The sequence below is a fragment of the Helicobacter mustelae genome, assembly GCF_900476215.1.
Lineage (GTDB): Bacteria > Campylobacterota > Campylobacteria > Campylobacterales > Helicobacteraceae > Helicobacter_H > Helicobacter_H mustelae.
The window spans coordinates 958,384-978,724 of sequence record NZ_LS483446.1 but is presented as its reverse complement, the minus strand read 5'-3'; the positions used below and the strand labels follow the sequence as shown (position 1 = coordinate 978,724).

5 protein-coding genes are annotated in these 20,341 nt (G+C 46.6%); all 5 read left to right on the top strand.

What is annotated here, in order from left to right; all coding sequences use genetic code 11:
* Positions 1–769 precede the first annotated feature (769 nt).
* Positions 770–1,975 (top strand): restriction endonuclease subunit S, encoded by a 1,206-nt coding sequence (locus DQN48_RS04465; RefSeq protein ID WP_013023160.1) that lies wholly within the window; start codon positions 770–772, stop codon positions 1,973–1,975.
* Positions 1,976–2,748: 773 nt separating this feature from the next.
* Entirely contained in the window at positions 2,749–4,773 is a 2,025-nt protein-coding gene (locus DQN48_RS04460) for an ATP-dependent helicase (RefSeq protein ID WP_013023159.1), read from the top strand.
* 63 nt (positions 4,774–4,836) lie between these two features.
* Positions 4,837–17,121: a glycine-rich autotransporter protein gene (locus DQN48_RS04455; RefSeq protein WP_013023158.1), complete on the top strand. Its 12,285-nt coding sequence runs from the start codon at positions 4,837–4,839 to the stop codon at positions 17,119–17,121.
* Positions 17,118–19,016 (top strand): tRNA uridine-5-carboxymethylaminomethyl(34) synthesis enzyme MnmG, encoded by a 1,899-nt coding sequence (gene mnmG, locus DQN48_RS04450; RefSeq protein WP_013023157.1) that lies wholly within the window; start codon positions 17,118–17,120, stop codon positions 19,014–19,016. Before DQN48_RS04455 ends, mnmG begins: the two co-directional genes overlap by 4 nt.
* Positions 19,003–20,340 (top strand): succinyl-diaminopimelate desuccinylase, encoded by a 1,338-nt coding sequence (gene dapE, locus DQN48_RS04445; RefSeq protein WP_013023156.1) that lies wholly within the window; start codon positions 19,003–19,005, stop codon positions 20,338–20,340. Before mnmG ends, dapE begins: the two co-directional genes overlap by 14 nt.
* Position 20,341: the final 1 nt, after the last annotated feature.

Sequence of the window (20,341 nt, the reverse complement as noted above, 5' to 3'; positions counted from 1 at the left end):
TTCTTGGCGCGTTCCCCCCAATCGCTTAAGCGCGTTACTTTTCCTCGATCTCCTACACACTTTTTTCCTTGCTTATCTTATGTGTTTCTCAATTGAACGCAAAAAATCAGTTTTTAAAAAATCCCTGTGGGCGTATGCCCACGGTAAAAAGTAGAGCCTGACCGGGGTGGGGGTCCATAAGGGGGAGGGAGCGAGCTTGCACATTCAAGCCCCTCCCCCTTGTGAAAGAAAAAAGCAGCTCCCGCGTAAGGGTGGCAATAGCAAAAAGAAAACCCTCCTCGGGAAAACGAGGAAAAGAGCAGCCGCGCAAGGAGGGTAGAAAAAGAAACCTCGCAGGGGATAAGGAAAAAAGAAACTTCTCGAGTCATCGAAAAGTAACCCTCCTTGAGCTATCGAGGAAGAACCCTCACACAGATCTAAAAAACCCCGCGCAAGGGAGCAAGAAACCCCCTTGAGTCATCAAGAGAAAGGCCAGAGAAAATAAAGCTTAATTTCATCAGAGGGCTTTATACCATCACCAAAGCCACTCCGCATAAAGAGAAGTGAGCAAAGAAAACACAGCCTTTGCTTGATGTCTTTGATAAACTCGCTTTGTATTGGTAAAATTCCCTTGTAATTTTTGGAATTTGATAAAAGAAGGTGATGGGATGCATGCTATAAAGACACAGGAAAGCCAAAAGAAAAAAACACTAAAAACAAGCCAAGTCAAAGAAAATAGGATGCAAACCCCAAGTCAAAGAGATTCAAGGAGTTTGAGGAAGGTAATAATATGAATAGATTTGAGAAATTACTCCAAACCCTCTGCCCTCATGGTGTGGAGTTTAGGAAGTTGGGGGAGGTGATAAATATTTGTAAAGGAAAACAACTTAATAAAGAGTTTCTTTCAAATTATGGAGAATATCCTGTTATGAATGGAGGAATTTATGCTTCAGGATATTGGAATACATATAATACAAATTCTCCAAAAATTATTATAAGTCAGGGAGGAGCTTCTGCTGGATATGTGAATTATATGACTTCAAAATTCTGGGCAGGTGCGCATTGTTATGTTATTGAATCCGATTCCAAAAAAGTGAATTACAAATTTCTTTTTTATTTCTTGAAAAATAAAGAAAGCTTTCTTATAAAATCTCAATTTGGTGCTGGTATTCCTGCATTAAATAAAGCAGACATTGAGACTCTCCCCATTCCCCTTCCCCCTCTGGAAGTCCAAAGAGAGATTGTGAAGATTTTAGACACATTTACAGAATTAAATACAGAATTAAATACAGAATTAAAGTTACGCAAAAAGCAGTATGAATACTATCGCAATTGGCTGCTCTCTTTTAGCGATGTGGATGCAAGCAAAGAAGGAGCAGAGCAGAGACTAAGAGATAAATCCTATCCCAAAGCCCTCAAAGCATTGCTACTCTCTCTCTGCCCTCATGGTGTGGAGTTTAGGAAGTTGGGGGAGGTGGGGGAGTTTCAAAAGGGAGCAACGATAAGCAAAAAAAATGCAGTTCCTGGAGAGGTTCCTGTTATTGCTGGAGGAAGACAACCCGCATACTATCACAACCATGCAAATCGCATCGGGGAAACAATAGCAATCTCTTCTAGTGGAGCATATGCTGGCTATGTTAGTTATTGGAATATCCCTGTTTTTCTTTCAGATTCCTTTTCCATCTCTCCAAAAAAAGAAAATTTAATACCAAAGTATCTTTTTTATTGGCTTCAAGTGAAACAGGATGCAATTTATGCAACAAAAAGCACAGGAGGCATTCCTCATGTCTATAGTAAAAATTTAGATAATCTCCCCATTCCCCTTCCCCCTCTGGAAGTCCAAAGAGAGATTGTGAAGATTTTAGATGATTTCTCCACCCTCACAGAGGACCTTAGCTCTGGCATCCCTGCAGAGATTGCTGCAAGAAAAAAGCAATATGAATATTATCGTGACAAACTACTGACCTTCACACCCCTCATAAAGGAGGGAGAATGATGCTTTTACTCACTTGTGCCCCTGCACTGCCAGTGCGGGTTTCCTCTCGATGACTCGAGGAGATTTTTTCCCCCCTTTTTTTTGCGAGGGCTTTCTTTCTCCCCTGTGGGGAGTTTTTTTCTTTCACAAGGGGGAGGGGCTTGAATATGCGGAGTCGCTCCCTCCCCCTATGTCGTACCCCCACCCCGACACGCTCTACTTTTTACCGTGGGCGGGGCCCACAGGGATTTTTTAAAATGCTTCCCCCCCTTATCCCTTGCGTGCGTGCTACTTTCCACTCCTAACCTCTCGCCCGCTTCGTGGTGCAAAAAAAGAGAATCAAGGAGGCAGGAGTGACTCCGCTCTTTTTTTGCTAGAAGTGGATTAAGCGAGGCCCTCCCCTTATTTGCCAAAAAAGCGGCGGCGTTTTTTGAGCTAAGGGGAGCGGGGAGGGGATAAAGCCTTTTTTGCGAGGGAAGCCACTCGAGCTATCGAGAAACCCACTCGAGCTATCGAGAAAGAGAGCTCCTGCAAAGGGGTAGAAAAACAACCCCCTTGGGTTATTTGAGAGAAAGAAAACCCGCGCAAGGGGTGGAGAAAACAACCCCCTGGGGTTATTGCAAAGAGAGCCCCCCGCGTAATGGGTAGAGAAAGACTCATGCGCAGGGAAAAACGCTCACCAAAGCCAGTAACCCCGCAGGGGGATAGCAGGGGAGTGAGAATGCCACCCAAATTTTTTTCAAATTTCCACTACAATTGCAAAACAATAATCACAAAAAAACTCTAGGATTTCCATGCCCTTATCCAATCTCAATGATGAGCAAAGACTCGCTGCCACCGCAAAAATGGGGCATAATCTCATAATCGCTTCCGCTGGCACTGGCAAAACTTCCACGATCGTGGGGCGCATCGCCCATCTTTTTGACAACCAAATTTTGCCTGAGTCTATTTTGTTGCTTACCTTTACCAACAAAGCAGCGGAGGAAATGATTGCCCGCGTAGCAAAAAAATTTGGCCAAACCAAGGCTAGAGCTATTCAGTCTGGCACCTTCCATGCCATAGCCTATCGCTATCTCAAAGAAAAGCGCAATATCACGCTCAAGCAACCCAGAGAGCTAAAAATCCTTTTTAAAAGCATCGCAGAAAAGCGTGTCTATCCAAGCTTTGAGGGCACTACGCCTTATTCTGCTCAGTATCTCTATGACCTCTATTCACTTTTTCTAAACACCTCCAAAGACTTGGATTTTCCCTCCTGGCTACGAGAAAAAAACCCAGCCCAAGAACAGTTTGCTCTAATTTATGAGGGGATTTTTGAGGAATTTGATGCACTAAAAAAAACCTTTCACTACGCAGATTACAATGATCTTCTTTTGCTCTATCGTGAAGAGATTCAAAAAAATCCCATCCCCTATGCTGAGGTGCTTTGTGATGAATATCAAGACACCAACCCCCTGCAAGACTCCCTCCTTGATGCGCTCAATCCTCAAAGCCTTTTTTGCGTGGGGGATTATGACCAGAGTATCTATGCCTTCAATGGTGCAGACATTAGCATCATTGCTAATTTCACTAGAAAATACCCAGATGCCCAGGTTTTCACCCTTAGCAAAAATTATCGCTCCAGCTCGCTCATCCTAGATCTTGCCAATCGGGTGATCCAAAAAAACCCAAGGATCTACCCCAAAAGATTAGAGGTCATCAAAAGCGGTGATTTCCCCCCACCAAGACTCCTTGTCTATGAAGAGCTTTTTTTGCAATACCAAGAGATAGCTAGGCGCATTGCCAGCGGCAATCCTAATTTTGATGAAGTGGCCATCATCTTTCGCAATAATGCCTCTGCTGATGGTTGTGAGGCCTCTTTGCGCGAGCTTGGTGTACCTACCAAACGCAAGGGCAGCACGAGTTTTTTTGATACCAAAGAAGTAGCTCTGATGCTAGATCTCTGTGCTCTTTTGTACAATCCCAAGGATATGATGGCTTTCATCCACACCCTAAGCTATGGCCCCCAGATTGGCAGCTCAGTGGCAAAGGACATCTATGAGGCATTTATCAATCTTGGGGATGGAGATGTAGCGCTTGGGATTTTGTCCCCCAATGCCAAAAAGCCCTACCAAACTCGCGCTAAAAATGCGCAGCTAGGGCTTTTTGATGATTTATTTTTGCTAGAGAATGCTGCGCGCTTTGATGGGTATTTAGCACCTACCTTTTGCTCTCATCCCATACTTTCTCATCCCAAATTCACTCGCGATTCTGCGCTTTTTTTGCAGGATTTTTGCCAGCTCTTTACAAATCTCCATAAGGAAAAAAATCCCCACATTCTGATTGATGCCATTGCAAAAAATAGATTTTATGGGCGCATCACAGAAATGCTAGCTAGGGAGCGCGCCAAAAACAAAGATGGCAGCATCGATCCTACGCGCAAAAGTGATGCCCTAGAAAAGATCGCGCGCAAAGTCTTGTTGCTTCAAAATCTAGCCAAGCATTATGATAGCCTAGGGAAATTCCTCAATGCCATGATTTTGGGTGCATCAGAGGCGGTGCAGGGCAGTGGGGTGAATCTCCTCTCCATCCATGCTAGCAAGGGTCTAGAATACGAAGAGGTCTATGTCATCGATTTGATGGAGGGGCGCTTCCCCAATACCAAACTCATCCAAAAAGGCGGCAGCCTAGAGGAGGAGCGCAGGCTTTTTTATGTCGCAGTGACGCGTGCTAAGACGCGCCTCTATCTCTCCTATGCCAAAAGCGACCCTATGAAAAATCTACAATACCAGCCCTCAGTTTTCTTGCTGGAAGCGGGAATGATTAGCAAAATGTCGCTTTAATGTGATAGAATTTTTCACTATTTGAGCCCAAAATTCTCGGTTCTTTCCTAAGGATTTTTTCATATGATTTTTTCCAAGATTCAAAAGACTTTTGTGGCATTTTCGCTCGCGGGATTTTTGACCCCCTTTGCAAACGCCGCTGCTGCTCAGGGGGATATTGATAATAATTCTGAAGCCAATAAACAAGTCACAATCAATAATGGCGACAAACTCAATGGCCACATCTCTACCCAAGGCGGGGGCCATAGCACCACTGTAACCTTCCAGGGTAACTCTTCCATGGAAAATGGCTACATCTATGTGAGTGCCATAAATAGAAATGCCCAACCCCCGCAGCAACCAGGGGGCGCTGCGAGCAATAACATCATTTTGCAGGGAAATTCCTTCCTCAATCTCAATGCCGCCAAGGGAAATGCTACCATCACGCTAAATAATGGCACTAGCAAGATCACAGTGACGCTGAATAATGGAGCTGCAGCGGGCGGCGGCGGAGGTGCTGGCGGCGGCGGAGCGGGAGCTGGTAGCACAAAGATTGATTTCTCCATCCTCGCAGTTGGGGCAAATGCTGCTAACAACATCAATGATGTCACCACCACCACTCTAGCAAACGCAGGAGCGACAAAAGGCAGGATTGCTGGGGGCATCTATGCCATTGATAGTGGCAGAAATTCCATCACTAACTTGCGAAACACTGAGATCTCTGGCCCCCTTGTGGCTCAGGAAAAAGGGCAAAATACCTTGAGCATCGATTTGGGCTCCAAAGCACAGGGCTATATCTCTGCTATCAGCGGGGGTAGCAACACCATCACCCTCAATGCAGGCGGCATACTTGCTATCCCAAATACACAAAATGCTCCCCAGGCTCAAAATGGTGCAGCAGGTGGCGTCCAACCCCCAGCCCAAGGCGGTGCAAATCATCTCAATGTCTCTATTTTCTCTGATGGAAAGGATTCACAAAATACCATCACCAGTAATGGCAACGCTGCGCAGCAAAGCACCATCGCAGGGGCTGTGCTGGCCATCAATGGCGCTACTAACAACCTCCAGCTCAATAACGCCAAGATCGATGGCAATATCAAGGCTCAAGATGGCGCTAGCAATACCATCACGCTTAGTGCTGGTAGCATCAATAATGTCATCACCCAAGGGAACAATGCAAAAAATAACATCACACTAAGTGGTACTGCTACAATCAATGGCTTTGTGACCAATAATGTCACCACAAATGGTGGACAAGCCACACCCGCTACTGGATCAAGCAACACCATCACGCTCAATGCAAATTCCAAGCTCAATCTCAATGCGACTGCAAATGGGGAGACAAATAGCAACAACGCCGCACTCTCCTCTAGTGGCCAGGGCAATAGCAATATCATCACAGGTAACACCACACAGCAAAACAAAATCACCAATAACATCTACGCGGGCAATGGCGGCAGCAACTCAGTCACGCTGCAGAATCTAGAGCAAAGTGGCAATATGATTGCAGATGGCGCAGGTAGCAAAAATACCCTCAATCTCACTAGCTTTACCTTGAAGGGCAATGGCAATGGAGGCGCTCAAGGCGGAAATGCAGTCATAGAGGCAAAAAATGCTGGAAATAATACCATCACAGCTCAGATGCTTGCGCTCACAGGGGACATCAGCGCGAATTCTAGTGGTAGCAACACCCTCACAATAGGCGGTGCGCAAAAAAGTAATATTACAGGCAACATCACCGCCACAGGTGTCATAAATCCTCCCGCTGCCCCGGGTGGCCCAGGAGTAGGCACAGGCCAGGCTGGTAAAAATGCCACAAAAAACACGCTCAATTTGATTAATACAACAATTACGGGCAATATTTCTGCCACGCAAAAAGGGGATAATATTCTAACGCTTGATGGTGGCGAGGTCATTGGAAATATCAGTGCCACCAATCAAGGGAGTAATACACTCACGATTGGGAGTGCTGCAAATGCCACAAAGATCCAGGGAAATATAGAGGCGCAGGCAAATGGCAGAAATACCATCCAGTTTAATAATGGCTCTGTGACCACCATCTCTGCCACAGGTCAGGCTGGTGAGAATATCATCACGCTGGGGAATCAGAACTTCATCGCCAACAATCAGGCAAATATCTCTGCCACAGGTCAGGGTAAAAATACCATTACTATTCAGGGAGTAAATTTCACAGGCAACATCACTGCTAACAATCAGGGCAGCAACACCATCACTGATGACTTTCGCCTGGCTGCACCTAGCACGATCACGGGAAAAATCGAGGCACAGGCAAATGGATCGAATTCCATCACACTCCAAAATATCACCATCACAGGAGGGATAGATGCCACTGGCACCAATGCGACTAACACCATCACGCTAGGAGCCAACACCAACACAAAGATTGGCACAGTGAGCACGAATATCACTGCGACCAATCAAGGAACTAACACCATCACGCTAGGAGCCAATACGAGCTTAACAGGAAACATTGAGGCAAGAGAGGGCGGCATTAATGCGCTCAAAGAAGATGCTCAAAACACGCAGAGCTTCCTCATCAATGGGCAGGTTTTGGCCAATGGCGGCAGCAACACTCTAGCACTTGCAAATACAGAGATAACTGGCGGCATCACTGCTAGCGGGGCTGGCAGCCAGAATACCATTATTGTGAGCAGTAATAATGCTGCTACCTCGCTGCAAAGCAATGTCACCGCAAATAATAGCGGAGGCAACACCATTACCATCGGTGGGAACAACAATGGTGCTGCAGCCCCAGGTCAAGGGGGAAATGGCCAGGGGGTGGCTCCAGCAAATCCCGGGGATTTTGGGAAGCTAGTGGGAAATATCCTCGCAGAGGGAAAAAACTCTAGTAACACCATCACGCTAAATGGTAGCGGAAACTTCACTGGCAATCTTTGGTCTAAAACTACGCAAGATAACGCCCAAGGTCAGCAAGGTCAAGGTCAACAACCTCAGCCACAACCAGCACCCGCACCTGGTGGAGCCCCAGGAGGCCAGCAGGCCCAACCACAACAACCCCAAGCACCCGCCGCACCCCAAGCAGGAGCAGCACCAGGAAATCAGGCGCAGCAAAATCACAACACCATCACTCTAAATGGCAATGCCACACTTACACTCCGTGGTCTTGGGGCGAATAATCCTTTTGGCATCTATGCCCTAGGCAATGGCGCAAATAATATCATTAAGGATAATTCTAACGGAAATCAGGCATCCACCATCACAGGTGGCATTACTGCAGATAATGTCGATGCAGCACAAACTACAAATGTCGCCACCAATAATATCACGCTCAAAAATGTAAACATCACGGGTAATATTTCAGCATTCAATGGCGGGAAGAATGCACTAAAGCTTAGTAACGCCCAAATCCAGGGCGGGATGCTTGCAAATACACAAGGAGCCAATACTCTGGATGTGCAGGCAAATGGAAGGGTTTCTATGCATGGTACCATCACTGCAAATAATGGCAATGGAAATGCCAACCCCGCACCAAATGTGCCAATTACAAGCAATACCATCACATTGCAGAATGGCTCGCAATTTAGTGTGCTAGCCAATAATAATACTGATGCATTCCAGGCCATAGGTTCTGGTGCGAACAATAGCCTAACAGAGGCCAATGGCGCTGGCTCTAGTAATGGAGAGATCCAAGGGCAAATCTTCGCGCAAAATGGCGGGAAAAACACCATCATTATGCGAAAAATCTCCATCCAGGGCAATGCCAATGCCTCTGGTGGGGAAAATGCTATTACCATCGGTGGGAATGCACTAGCTGGTAATAACGCCCAGAATTTCCCAGCCAGTATGCAGGGGAGTTTGATTGCAAATAGCAGCAATGTCAATGGCATCCCCTCTCCATCAAAAAATACCCTCATCCTTAAGGGAGAGGCTAGCTTTAGCAATGGATATCTCATGGCTTTTGGCACCAATACACAGCAAACCTCTAGCAATAATGTGGTAATCAATGATCATGCCACAATCAGTCTTACAGGCTCTCAGATCACCAATGCTCAAGGCCAGAAGGTGGGCACAGGGGATGATGCGATCTTTTCTAGTGGCTATAGATCCTACAATCAGATCCTTGATACCACCGATGGTAAAAAACCCCAGATTATCAATGGAAATATCTATGCTACGCAAAATTCCAATAATAATGCCACCATTAAAAGTGGGAATAGCATCCAGTTGCTAAGTGCCAACATCACGGGCAATGTTGATGCTGAGAATAATGGCCTAAATATCCTCATACTAGGTCATGCTGCGCCAAATAACTGGAATAATCCCGCTCTAAACCCAGGTCAACAAAATCAACCCAATCAAGGCCAAGCACAAAATTTTAAGAGCACGCTTTCAGGTTCCATCATCGCAAAGAATATCGCTAGCAATAATCTTGACCTCACTAATACCGCAATGAATGCCACGCCAAACAAGCTCTATGCAATCAGTGCCACTGGAGGCGCGGGGAATACCCTCATCACACAAAATACCCTCATCCTAAATGGCAATAGCAGCATCGCAAATACTTATGTATCAGCCCTTCAGACTGCGACAAATACAAATGTCCAAAACACGCAAAACACCATTAGGGTGTTGGATGGCTCTAGTATCAATCTTGTGGCAAATATCAAGGATGACAATGCGATTTTGGCCAGTGGTGTGAGGGCACTTAATCTCATTACCAACACCCCAGCAGCCGGGCAAATAGGAAACCCAGGTGTGGCAAATCCCAATCAGCCCCCCCAGCCCCCTCAGCCCCAGCCCCCAGCACCAGGTAACCCGGTGACAAAAAACAGCATCAATGGCAATATCACAGCCGCCAATCAGGGAACTAACACCATTACTCTAGGCAATCTCTCACTCCAGGGAAATATCACAGTGGACACCATGGGGAGCAATACGCTAAATCTCACCGATTCCACCATCAATGCCCAGGGCACAGTCGGGGGGATCATTGTCTCAAGTACATCCCAAGACCCTGTGAAGGAGAGTGCGAGTAATACCATCACACTCAAGGGAAATAGCATTATTACCCAGACTTTTGTGCGTGCATTTCAGATGCGCACTATCGATCAGAAGGTAAATGGTAACAATTGGGCGACCAAAGCAGTGACCAACACCATCACGCTGGAGGACAATTCCAGTGTGCAGCTTGTCAGTGGCGCGGATGTGGATCCAGATACTGGCGAAGGGCTAGGTGGGGATAATCATGTGGCTGTGCTAGCCTATGGAGTCTGGGCAAAAAACATCATCACAGACCACACCAATGGCAACGCAAACACTGGTGGCCCGATGAATACTATCACTGGCGACATTAAGGCAATCTTTAATGCCACCAATGAAATCACGCTAAACAGAGTCACCATGAGTGGGGATATCATCGCACAAAGCAACGCGACCAATACGATTGTCTTTGGAAAGAATGCAAATAGTGGGAGTTTTTTGGGGAATATCACTGCACTTTCTCCCTTTAGTCCCAGCAAAAATGAGATTACCTTCCAGGGCATGACAGTAGGTGGGGCGGAGCATAAAAAGATCTTTGTGCAGAGCGCGGATGCCCCCTCCACTAACACCATCAAGCTAGCCAATTCCACACTTAGCAATATGTCCATGGATGCATCAGCAGGAGTCAACACCATCACGCTGCAGGATGAAAAATCTACCATCGCTCTGACTGCAGACAAGACCACAGGGAATGCGCTATATGCCACGAGCAATGGCAGAAACGTCATCCTAGAGGCCCAGAGTGTCAATGCAAATGCTGCAACCAAACCCAACACCATCACAGGCCAGATTTTCGCCCAGCAAGGAGGAGAAAATAGCATAAACCTCCAGCAGCTCACTATCACGGGAAATGTTAGTGCCGATGATGCAAGCAATAATATCACCATTAGCAAATCTGGCACAATCACTGGGGACATCCTCTCTCAAAATGGTGCGACCAACACGCTTGAACTCAAAGATACGACGCTCAATGCCGCGCAAATTAGTGCAGGTGAGCATAATGCCAATAATGTTGCTTCTACTAACAATATTACGATGACTGGTGAGAGTGAATTCCATGTGCAAAATGCAGGAAATGATGCCATCCTAGCAAATGGGGGTAGGAACAATATCACACAGGGGGCGACAGGTAGGATCAATGGGATTGATGGTAATATCTCTGCTACTGCGCATGGAAGCAATACCATTACACTAGATAATCTCACTATGAATGGAAATATCAGCGTAAGTGGAGGGAGTAATACCTTGGTCTTTGGTAAGAATGCGCAGCAAAGCAGCATTACTGGAAATGTGTTAGCAACACAGGGAACTAACACCATCACAAGCACCAAGGCTGTGCTCACAGGTGGGGTGAGTGCGGTTTATTCTGGCAATAATGCACCCCCACAAAAGCCTGCACCCACTCCAAATAATGGCACTGGTCCCAATGCCCTGCCACCCCCAGTGCCCCCACCACCCCCGCGTGTGGAGCTAGCAGCAAACACCATCACGCTCAAAGATTCCTCATTGCAAAATGCCTATCTCATCGCACAGAATAAGCAGGGTGGCAATAGTAGTGCTGCCAATACGCTGAATCTAGAGCAGGGGAGCAGCGTTAATTTTGTGGATCATGATGGCAATGCCATCTATGCGGATGGAGAAAATGCTAGCAATGTCATCAATGATGCTCAAAATGCCCTAAATGGTGCACCACCTGTTAAGCCAAATCATCCCCTAAATCAAATCCAGAGCAACATCACTGCGACCAATCAGGGAACTAACACCATCACACTAAAAAATGTCAATGTCATAGGCTCCATCATCGCAAAAGAAAAAGGGGCAAATACCCTCACGCTTGGATCTAAGGATAATAATCCTGCCAACATACTCACAGGAGATATGTTAGCAAGCGGGGGGAGTAATACCGCCACAATTAGTAATACCAAAATGACTGGCTCCCTCCGGGCATTGGTGGGTAGCTCTACCAACTCTCTGACGCTCAAAGATGGATCTAGTATGTCAGGATATATGGAGGCAATCTCCCAAAATGGTAATGCGAGCAATACCATCACGCTTAATGACAGCTCGCTTGTCACACTCAATGGTGCTAGCATCAAAGATGCCAATGGAAAGGCTGTGGGCAAGGGCAATGATGCCATCTACACCCAGGGCAAGGGTGCGAGCAATATCATCAATGCAGAAAATGGAGTCACCGCTGCTCCTCCACCTGCTCCTGGAACTGCGCCTACTGGGTTTAATACCATCAATGGGAATATCTTGGCAGTGGATGGCGGAAGCAATACCTTGAATTTCAAAAGACTGCAATTCACAGGCTCCATGTATGCACTGGGGGGTGGGGGGAGTAATGTGCTAATTGTTGCTGGGAGTTCTGGTATCAAGGGTGGGATCTTGCAGGCAAATGGTAGCAATGTCACCAATACACTGACTCTAAATGACAGTGCAAAAATCTCAAATTTTTACCTTGATGCAGTGGCCCAAAATGGTAATGCGACTAACACCATCACGCTCAAAGACACCACCACGATGCAGCTCACTGGTGCTAGTGCCATCAATGCTCAAGGACAGGGTGCGAGCAATACCATCAATGGTGGTACCACGGGAAGCAATGCCATCACAGGCAATATAACAGCACTAGAAAAAGGCAATAACACCATCACTCTAACAAATCTCGATATCACGGGTGCTATTAGTGCCAATAGTGGTGGGAATCATATCGCCATCCAAAAAGGAAAGATTACTGGCAATATAGCAGCCCTTGGTGGTGGGAGCAATGACATTAGCGACAATCTAGCCAAGGCCACCAATCCTGCTCCAAATCCTCCACCTCCGCCAAATCCCCCCGCGGGAAATGCAGCACTTGTAGTGGCTACACAGAGCATCACAGCCAATGGCCAGGGCAGCCAAAACACCATCACGCTAGAGGGGCAATCTAGCATCTCTACAGTTACCATGTCTGCTATTAATGGTGGTGTGAATAATCTGGGTAGCGTGGCAAATTTCATCATCACTGATGGCAATATCACTGCAAGCGGTAAGGGTGGAAAAAACATCATCACCCCTACGGAGGCAAGTTTTAGCCTCAAGGCAAATGGAGCGGGGAATGCGTTGATAGCCCAAGATGGAGGAACTAACACCATCATACTCAAAGCTGGCAAGGCGGCTTTTAGCATAGAGGGCAATATCATCGCTCAAAATGGCGGGCAAAATGACTACACAAACACCAAAGCCACTGCTGGCATCGGAGGTCAGCCACCAGCTCCAGCTCCTCAGACTACGAGTATTATGGGTTCCATCATCGCAGAGGGTGCGGGGGCTAGCAATACGCTGCATTTCAATGGAACAATCAATAATGCAAATAGTGCTGGTTATCTTGCGGCTCAAAATGGTGCTACCAATACATTAGATCTAAGCGCTACTTCTACCTTTACCTTCATGACTAAGGACAATGTGGCAGCGATTTTTGCAGAGGGGACGGGTGGCAAAAATACCATCATCGCCTCTAATGCAACAAATGGAAATGCTGGAGCGGGGAATGGGGCAGCAAACACCATCCTAGGCAGCATCATCGCCCAAAATGCTGGAGTGAATGACCTTTCCCAGGTGGCGCGCTTTGATATGAGCAATGGTGGGATCATGGCTCAGGGCGGAAATGCAGAGAATAAAATCATTGCAACAAATTCTAATTTCACCTTGATGAGCATCAATGGCGGGCAAAATGCCATCCTAGCAGACTCAGGTAGTAACTCCATCACGCTCACTGGTGGGACTTCAAGCATCACTGGCAATATCAGTGCAAATGCTGGGATCAACACATTGACCTACAAGGTCGCGGCAAATGCTGGAGGCGCTGGGGGTGTGAATGGTGCGGGTATCACTATTGTTGGTGCGATGGAAGCCCAGGGTAATGGTGCACAAAATAATATCACCATCCAAGGAGGAGCTTCTAAGATCCAAAACTCCACCCTCTCTGCCATCAATGGTGGGGTAAATACCATCACTCTCTCTAATGGTGCGAGTTTGGGGCTCAATCAAACTTCCACCCAAGCGGTGTTCGCAGATGCTGGGAATAATACTGTCATAAATCAAGACACAAAGGCAGCTAACACTATCCTAGGCAGCATCATCGCCCAAAATGGCGGGAAAAATGACCTAGAGAAGCTAGTAAATCTTGTCATTAACAGCGCTCATGTCTCTGCAGTGGGAAATGATGCAAAAAATCTCATCCTCCTGCAAGATAAATCCTCTATTACCCTCATTGCAAATGACAAGAACAAAAACGCCATCCTAGCAGATGGTGGGTCAAATAATATCAGCCAGTCCCTTGCACTCCAACTCCAAAAAACCCCACCAGCAAATGGCGGGCAAAATGCTGCTACACCAGGAACACCTACACCAGCACCAGGTACCACGAGTACGCCACCTGCTGGAGCCAATGCGGCAAATATGAAGCAAAATATCACGGGCAATGTCACAGCGTTAAATCAGGGAAGCAATACCCTAATCCTCAATCAGCTCACCATGCATGGGGATGTGATCGCGGATGCTGGAGAAAACATCATAAAGATGACAGGAGCTAGCCTTCTAAGTGGGGCAATGATTGCTAATCATGGCGGGAGCAATACTCTGAATTTTACCAAGGAGGGAGGGGTAGCGCTTCAAAATAATAATGGGAATGGCTATGTCATCTATGCAGATGGTGGTGCCAAAAACACGCTCACTGATGGAACTAATGCAGATAAAACTAACCCCATTGGCACGGTGCTAAGCAGCATCATAGGCAATGTTGCAGCCCTAGGAGGCGGGATTAATTCTTTTTCTCTTAGCAATGCCACTTTTGATGGGAATATTTTGGCAAATGGTAGCGGGCAAAATAGCTTCACCATCACACAAGGCTCCTCTAGTAAGACTCAGGGCGTGCAGGCATATGGCCAGGGTTCTGTCAATATATTGACCTATGCCAAATTCAATGCCAGGGGATTTGTGATGGGTGCTGGTGATGGAGGGAAAAATGTCCTAAGCCTCGCACTAGCAGAGAATAAACCCACCACGCCTAACACAGGCACACCAGCAAATGGCATGCTAGATTTTCAGATTAGCACAGGAGAGGGGTCAAGCAATCTCATCGCTGTGCAGGGCATCGCACATGGGGCTAATGCAAAGATCTATTACACAGGTGGGGTCACAGATCTCATCCTCTCTGCTACCAACAACACTCAAACTACTGCCAAAAATCCTGACATCACCAATGGACTTAATCCCAGTAATTTCACCAATGGCCTCATGTTAAGTCTCAATGCCTCTAAGGCCAATGCAATGCTTGGATCTCTGCGCGATGTCTCTAATTACACCACCAATGTCACAACAGTCACTATGCGAAGTGCCACAGATTATGTCTTTAGTGGCACCTACATCGGTAGTATCAATATCTTGAGTGGCACTCCTGGTGCATCAGGTAATGGCACTGTATTAGCAGCACAGAAAGGGGCGACAAACCCTGGAGTGACTTTCAACATCGATAAATTCTCGCTTTTGGATGCGGATTTTGTCAATAAAAAGGCCAATTATTCCATCAACCTAGATGAGGGCTCTAGATGGATGGTCAATGCCAGCACCACAGTCATGAATCTAAGTGCGGTGAATGTAAGAGAGAATGCGGATGTCTCAAGCTCCACGCTGCTGCAAAAAAACACCATCGTTGACATGGTCGCAGGAGATCTCTACAAGAATCATGGCTTTATTGATCTTAAGATTCATGACGCAAAAGATCTTAATCATGTCTATTTCCGTGGAGTGGCAAATCTTGAGCAGAAAAAGGCCGATCTCATCGACATCATGACTGCAACTGGCAGCACGAGCGATGCAAGGTTGCAGACCTATTATAGTGATTATGATCTCAAGAATGCCAATAACTATGTCTATGAGCCCCAAAATCGTGGCAATAATATCCTTGTAGCCACGGTGGAAAATGTAGCCAGGAGTAATTTTGCATTTAATGTCTCTGGACCCTCTGTCATAAAGCAGGGGTATTTGCTTGTTGAGACTTGGTATGCCAAGGTTACTGAGCCCAAAAATCCAAGTATCACCCCACCTAGTGGCAGCGGCAATAGTCAAGGTGGCCAGGGTAGTCAAGGTAGCGGCCAGGGCACCACGATTCAAGGTGCGCAAAATTTGGTGGATAACTACTACATCAAGGGTTTTAGTGCAGAGATTAATCCCCAGGAGAATCAGAACACCACTTCTTTGCTAGCAAGTGTGTATTTGGTGTATCTCTCTTCTTTGGATAATCTCAACAAGCGTATGGGTGAGCTGCGCGATGGCGTGTACAATAACAACCTTTGGATGAGGGATTTTGTGGGTCATTCCACTTCCAAATTTTTCAGCGTGAAGAATTTCTATAACAATCTACAGGGAGGCTATGACTATGGCTTTGCAGCAGAAAAGGGCATGCATTATGTGGGTGTGAGCTTTGGATATGGCTACAATCGTCTAAGAGCTCCCCTCTATGATGCCATTGGTACCTCTATGAATGGAGCAATCTACTATACCTACATTGGGGATAGTGGATTTTATGCTGATACGCTTGTGCGATATGACTATATTTCTATAAACACCAAGAGCAACAATGTCAAAACACCTCCTAGGGGCAATGTCTTCACAATCAAAGAGGAATTGGGGTATCGCCTGAATTTTGATAAGGCTAGGAGATTTTGGGTAGATGGCAATTTAGCGCTTTATGGTGGTTTTATGACCAAGGTGCAGATGCTGCAGGAAATGGGGATGTTAGAACAAGATAAATTAGCCTCTAGTGGTAGCGTATCCTTTTTGATGCGCGGTGCTGTGGGTATGACCTTTGGTTATAGTCTGCGCACGGGGAGTAATCAGACAGATTTCCGTCTGGGGGCTTCTTATGTGGGGAATTACAACGCAGGGAAGTTGATACTAAATGTCAGTGGGATTGCTACTAGCACTAGTGAGTTTTTCTATAATCACATGGCATTAGTCTCCTTTGGCATCAATAGCATGATTACAGAAAATGTGCGGCTATATTTTGAGGGGCAGGCAGGGTTTTTGGGCAAGCTCATCAACCAGGATTATCTCTTCAATGCTGGAGTGCGCTATAGCTTTGGCAGCCAGAAGCGTGAACATCCAAGCTATGCTGTGACATTCCAAAAATCTCAGAAGAAAAATGAAGAAAACACCAAAGAAAAGCCAAAAGAGATTACAGGGTCTCGCATCCAGCAGGCCAATCAACCCCAGCGCCCGCAACAAAACTACCAGCGCTCGCAGGGGAATTATCAACAACAAAACTACCAGCAGCAAAACTATAGACAAAGAGGAGGGCAATGATGAGAGAATGGGATGTTTTAGTGATTGGCGGTGGGCATGCAGGCATCGAGGCATCTTGCATCAGTGCTAGGATGGGAGCAAGGACGCATCTATTAACCATGCTTATAGAAAACATCGGGCTTGCTAGCTGCAATCCTGCCATCGGGGGTCTTGGTAAGGGGCATTTAGTCAAGGAGGTGGATGCACTAGGAGGCGTGATGGGGAGACTTAGTGATAAAAGCGGCATCCAATACCGCATCCTCAATGCCTCCAAGGGTCCAGCAGTCCGAGGGACACGCGCCCAGATTGATATGGATGCCTATCGCATTCATGCTAGAAATCATGTGCTCCATACGCCAAATTTGAGTGTATCTCAAGAAGTGGTCGAGGAACTGCTTGTAGAAGATGGAAAGATTAAGGGTGTGAAAACCAACATTGGCAAGTGTTATTTTGCAAAAAAAGTCATCATCACCACAGGTACTTTTTTGCGTGGGCTGGTGCATATCGGAGAGTCCCAAAGCCAGAATGGTCGCTTTGGTGAGGATAGTGCCAATAAGCTCTCTTTGAGTCTTAAAGAGCTGGGGTTTGAGCTTGGCAGGCTCAAGACTGGTACCTGTCCGCGCATAGATGGCAGGAGCATTGATTTTTCGGGTTTGGAAATCCATCATGGCGATGAAATCCCGCCGCATTTTAGCTATCACACCAAAGACTTTGCGCCATCGCAATTGCCCTGTTTTGTGACCTACACCAATGCCAAAACCCATGAAATCATTGCGCAAAATTTCCATCGCGCCCCGCTGTTTACTGGTCAGATTGAGGGGGTGGGGCCGCGCTATTGCCCCAGCATCGAGGATAAGGTCCATCGATTTGCAAGCAAGGAGCGCCATCAATTATTCCTAGAGCCCCAGACTAGGGATGGCGTGGAATACTATGTTAATGGCCTGAGTACCTCGCTACCCTATGACATCCAAGAGCTTGTGATCCACTCCATCGCGGGCCTAGAAAATGCGCGCATCACACGCTATGGCTATGCGATTGAATATGACTACTGCAATCCCACAGCGCTCTATCACACGCTAGAAACCCGCCTTATTTCTGGGCTTTATTTTGCTGGTCAGATTAATGGCACCACTGGCTATGAGGAGGCTGCAGCCCAAGGCATCATGGCTGGCATCAATGCGGTGCTAAGTCTTGAGGGGAATGCGCAAAAATTTGGCATGGAGCAGCTAGTATTGCGCCGTGATGAGGGCTATATTGGCGTGATGATTGATGATCTAGTCACCAAGGGCACCAATGAGCCTTATCGTGTCTTTACCTCGCGGGCAGAATATCGCCTATTGCTTCGCGAAGACAATGCCCTCTTTCGCCTGGGCAAATATGCCTATAGGCTTGGCCTCATGGAGGAGGAGGATTATCAAATGCTGCAAAAAGATCAAGAAGACATTGATAGGGGCATGGAATTTTTGACAAAAAAAACTCTCACCCCTTCCAAAGAAACACTAGCCCTGCTGGAAAAAATCCATGAGGCGCCCATCGTGGATAAATGCAGTGCGGTGCTTGTGGCAGGACGCGATAGCTTTAGCGAAGAAAAGTTTGATGTCTTGGATGAATTTTTCAAAGATTTTAGCTTGCGTGCAAGGTCTCAGCTGCGCATCCTATGCAAATATGATGCCTATATAGAAAAGCAAAAGCAAAGTGTCGAGCAGATGGAGGAGATGCTGCGCATCAAGATCCCTGGAGATTTTGTTTTTGAAGGAATAGCAGGGCTAAGTTTAGAAGTGGTAGAAAAGCTAAATCTCCATCGTCCCGCCACACTTTTTCATGCCAAAAATATCAGCGGCATCACGCCTGCAAGCCTAGAAGTCTTGCATCTCTACATCCATCTCCACCACAAAAAAAGCAATGCAAGCTACTGAGATTTTGCAAAGGCTGATTACCTATCCCACCATCACGCCAAAAGAATGCGGGATTTATGCGCAAATCACGCAGATTTTGGGGGATTTTGAAGTGATTGCACTAGATAAAAACCAGATCAAAAATCTCTTTTGCTACCGAGTCTTTGGTAGCCAAAACTCGTCCGAGCAAGAAGATTCCCTAGCACTTTCTGCTAGCAAAAATCTTGGCCAAAATCTAAAAAATTCTAAAAACCCTACCGAAAGCGCCGCAAATGCACAAAAACAAAATGGTGACACAACGCTAAAAAATCCTGCCATTAACAATCTCAGAGACTTTTCTGCGCTAGCAAAGCTACCGCATCTGTGCTTTGCAGGCCATGTTGATGTAGTACCCCCAGGGGAGGGCTGGGGGAGCGATCCTTTTGTGCCATTGCAAAAGGAGGGCAAGATCTATGGCAGGGGTGCGCAAGATATGAAGGGCGGGATTGCGGGATTTTTGGCTGCCATCTTGCAGGCAAAAAAAGCCCTTATGTCTTCAAAATCCCCCAAAATCCTCTCTGTGCTGCTTACAAGCGATGAGGAAGGAGTGGGGATTGATGGCACGCGCTATGTGCTAGAATTCCTCGCACAAAAAGGATTTTTGCCCACATTTGCCATTGTAGCAGAGCCTACCTGCAATCTCAAAATGGGCGATGTCATCAAGATTGGCAGGCGCGGTTCTATCAATGGAGAGCTGCTCATCAAGGGCAAGCAGGGGCATGTGGCCTATCCAGAGAAATGTAAAAATCCCACAGAGATTTTGGGCGCGCGCTTGGGCAGGCTTGCTGGGGTGGATCTAGATAGTGGGGATGAGAGTTTTGCGCCTTCCAAGCTCGTGATCACAGATATTCGTGGGGGCATAGAGGCAGTCAATGTCACGCCAAATTCGCTAAAAATCCTCTTTAATGTGCGCAACAATACCAAGACCACCAAGCAAGATATTCAAAAATACATAAGCAGCGTGCTAGAAGGAGTGGAGCATGAGTTGACCCTCAAGCAGAGCTCTCATCCTTTTTTGAGTCCCAAAGAGGGCTACATCGCACAAAAGATGCAAGATTGCATCCAAGAGATCCTAAAAATTAGCCCAGAATTGAGCACCAGCGGGGGCACGAGCGATGCGAGATTCTTTGCAAAATATGGTATAGAAGTGGTAGAATTTGGCGTCAAAAATGATAGGATCCATGGCATCGATGAATGCGTGGAAATCGCCGATCTGGAGGCGCTTTGTGCGATTTTTGCTAGGCTTGTCACAAAATTTGCACAAGACAAAATTTTAGAAAAAAATTTAATTTTACAAAAGGAGTAAG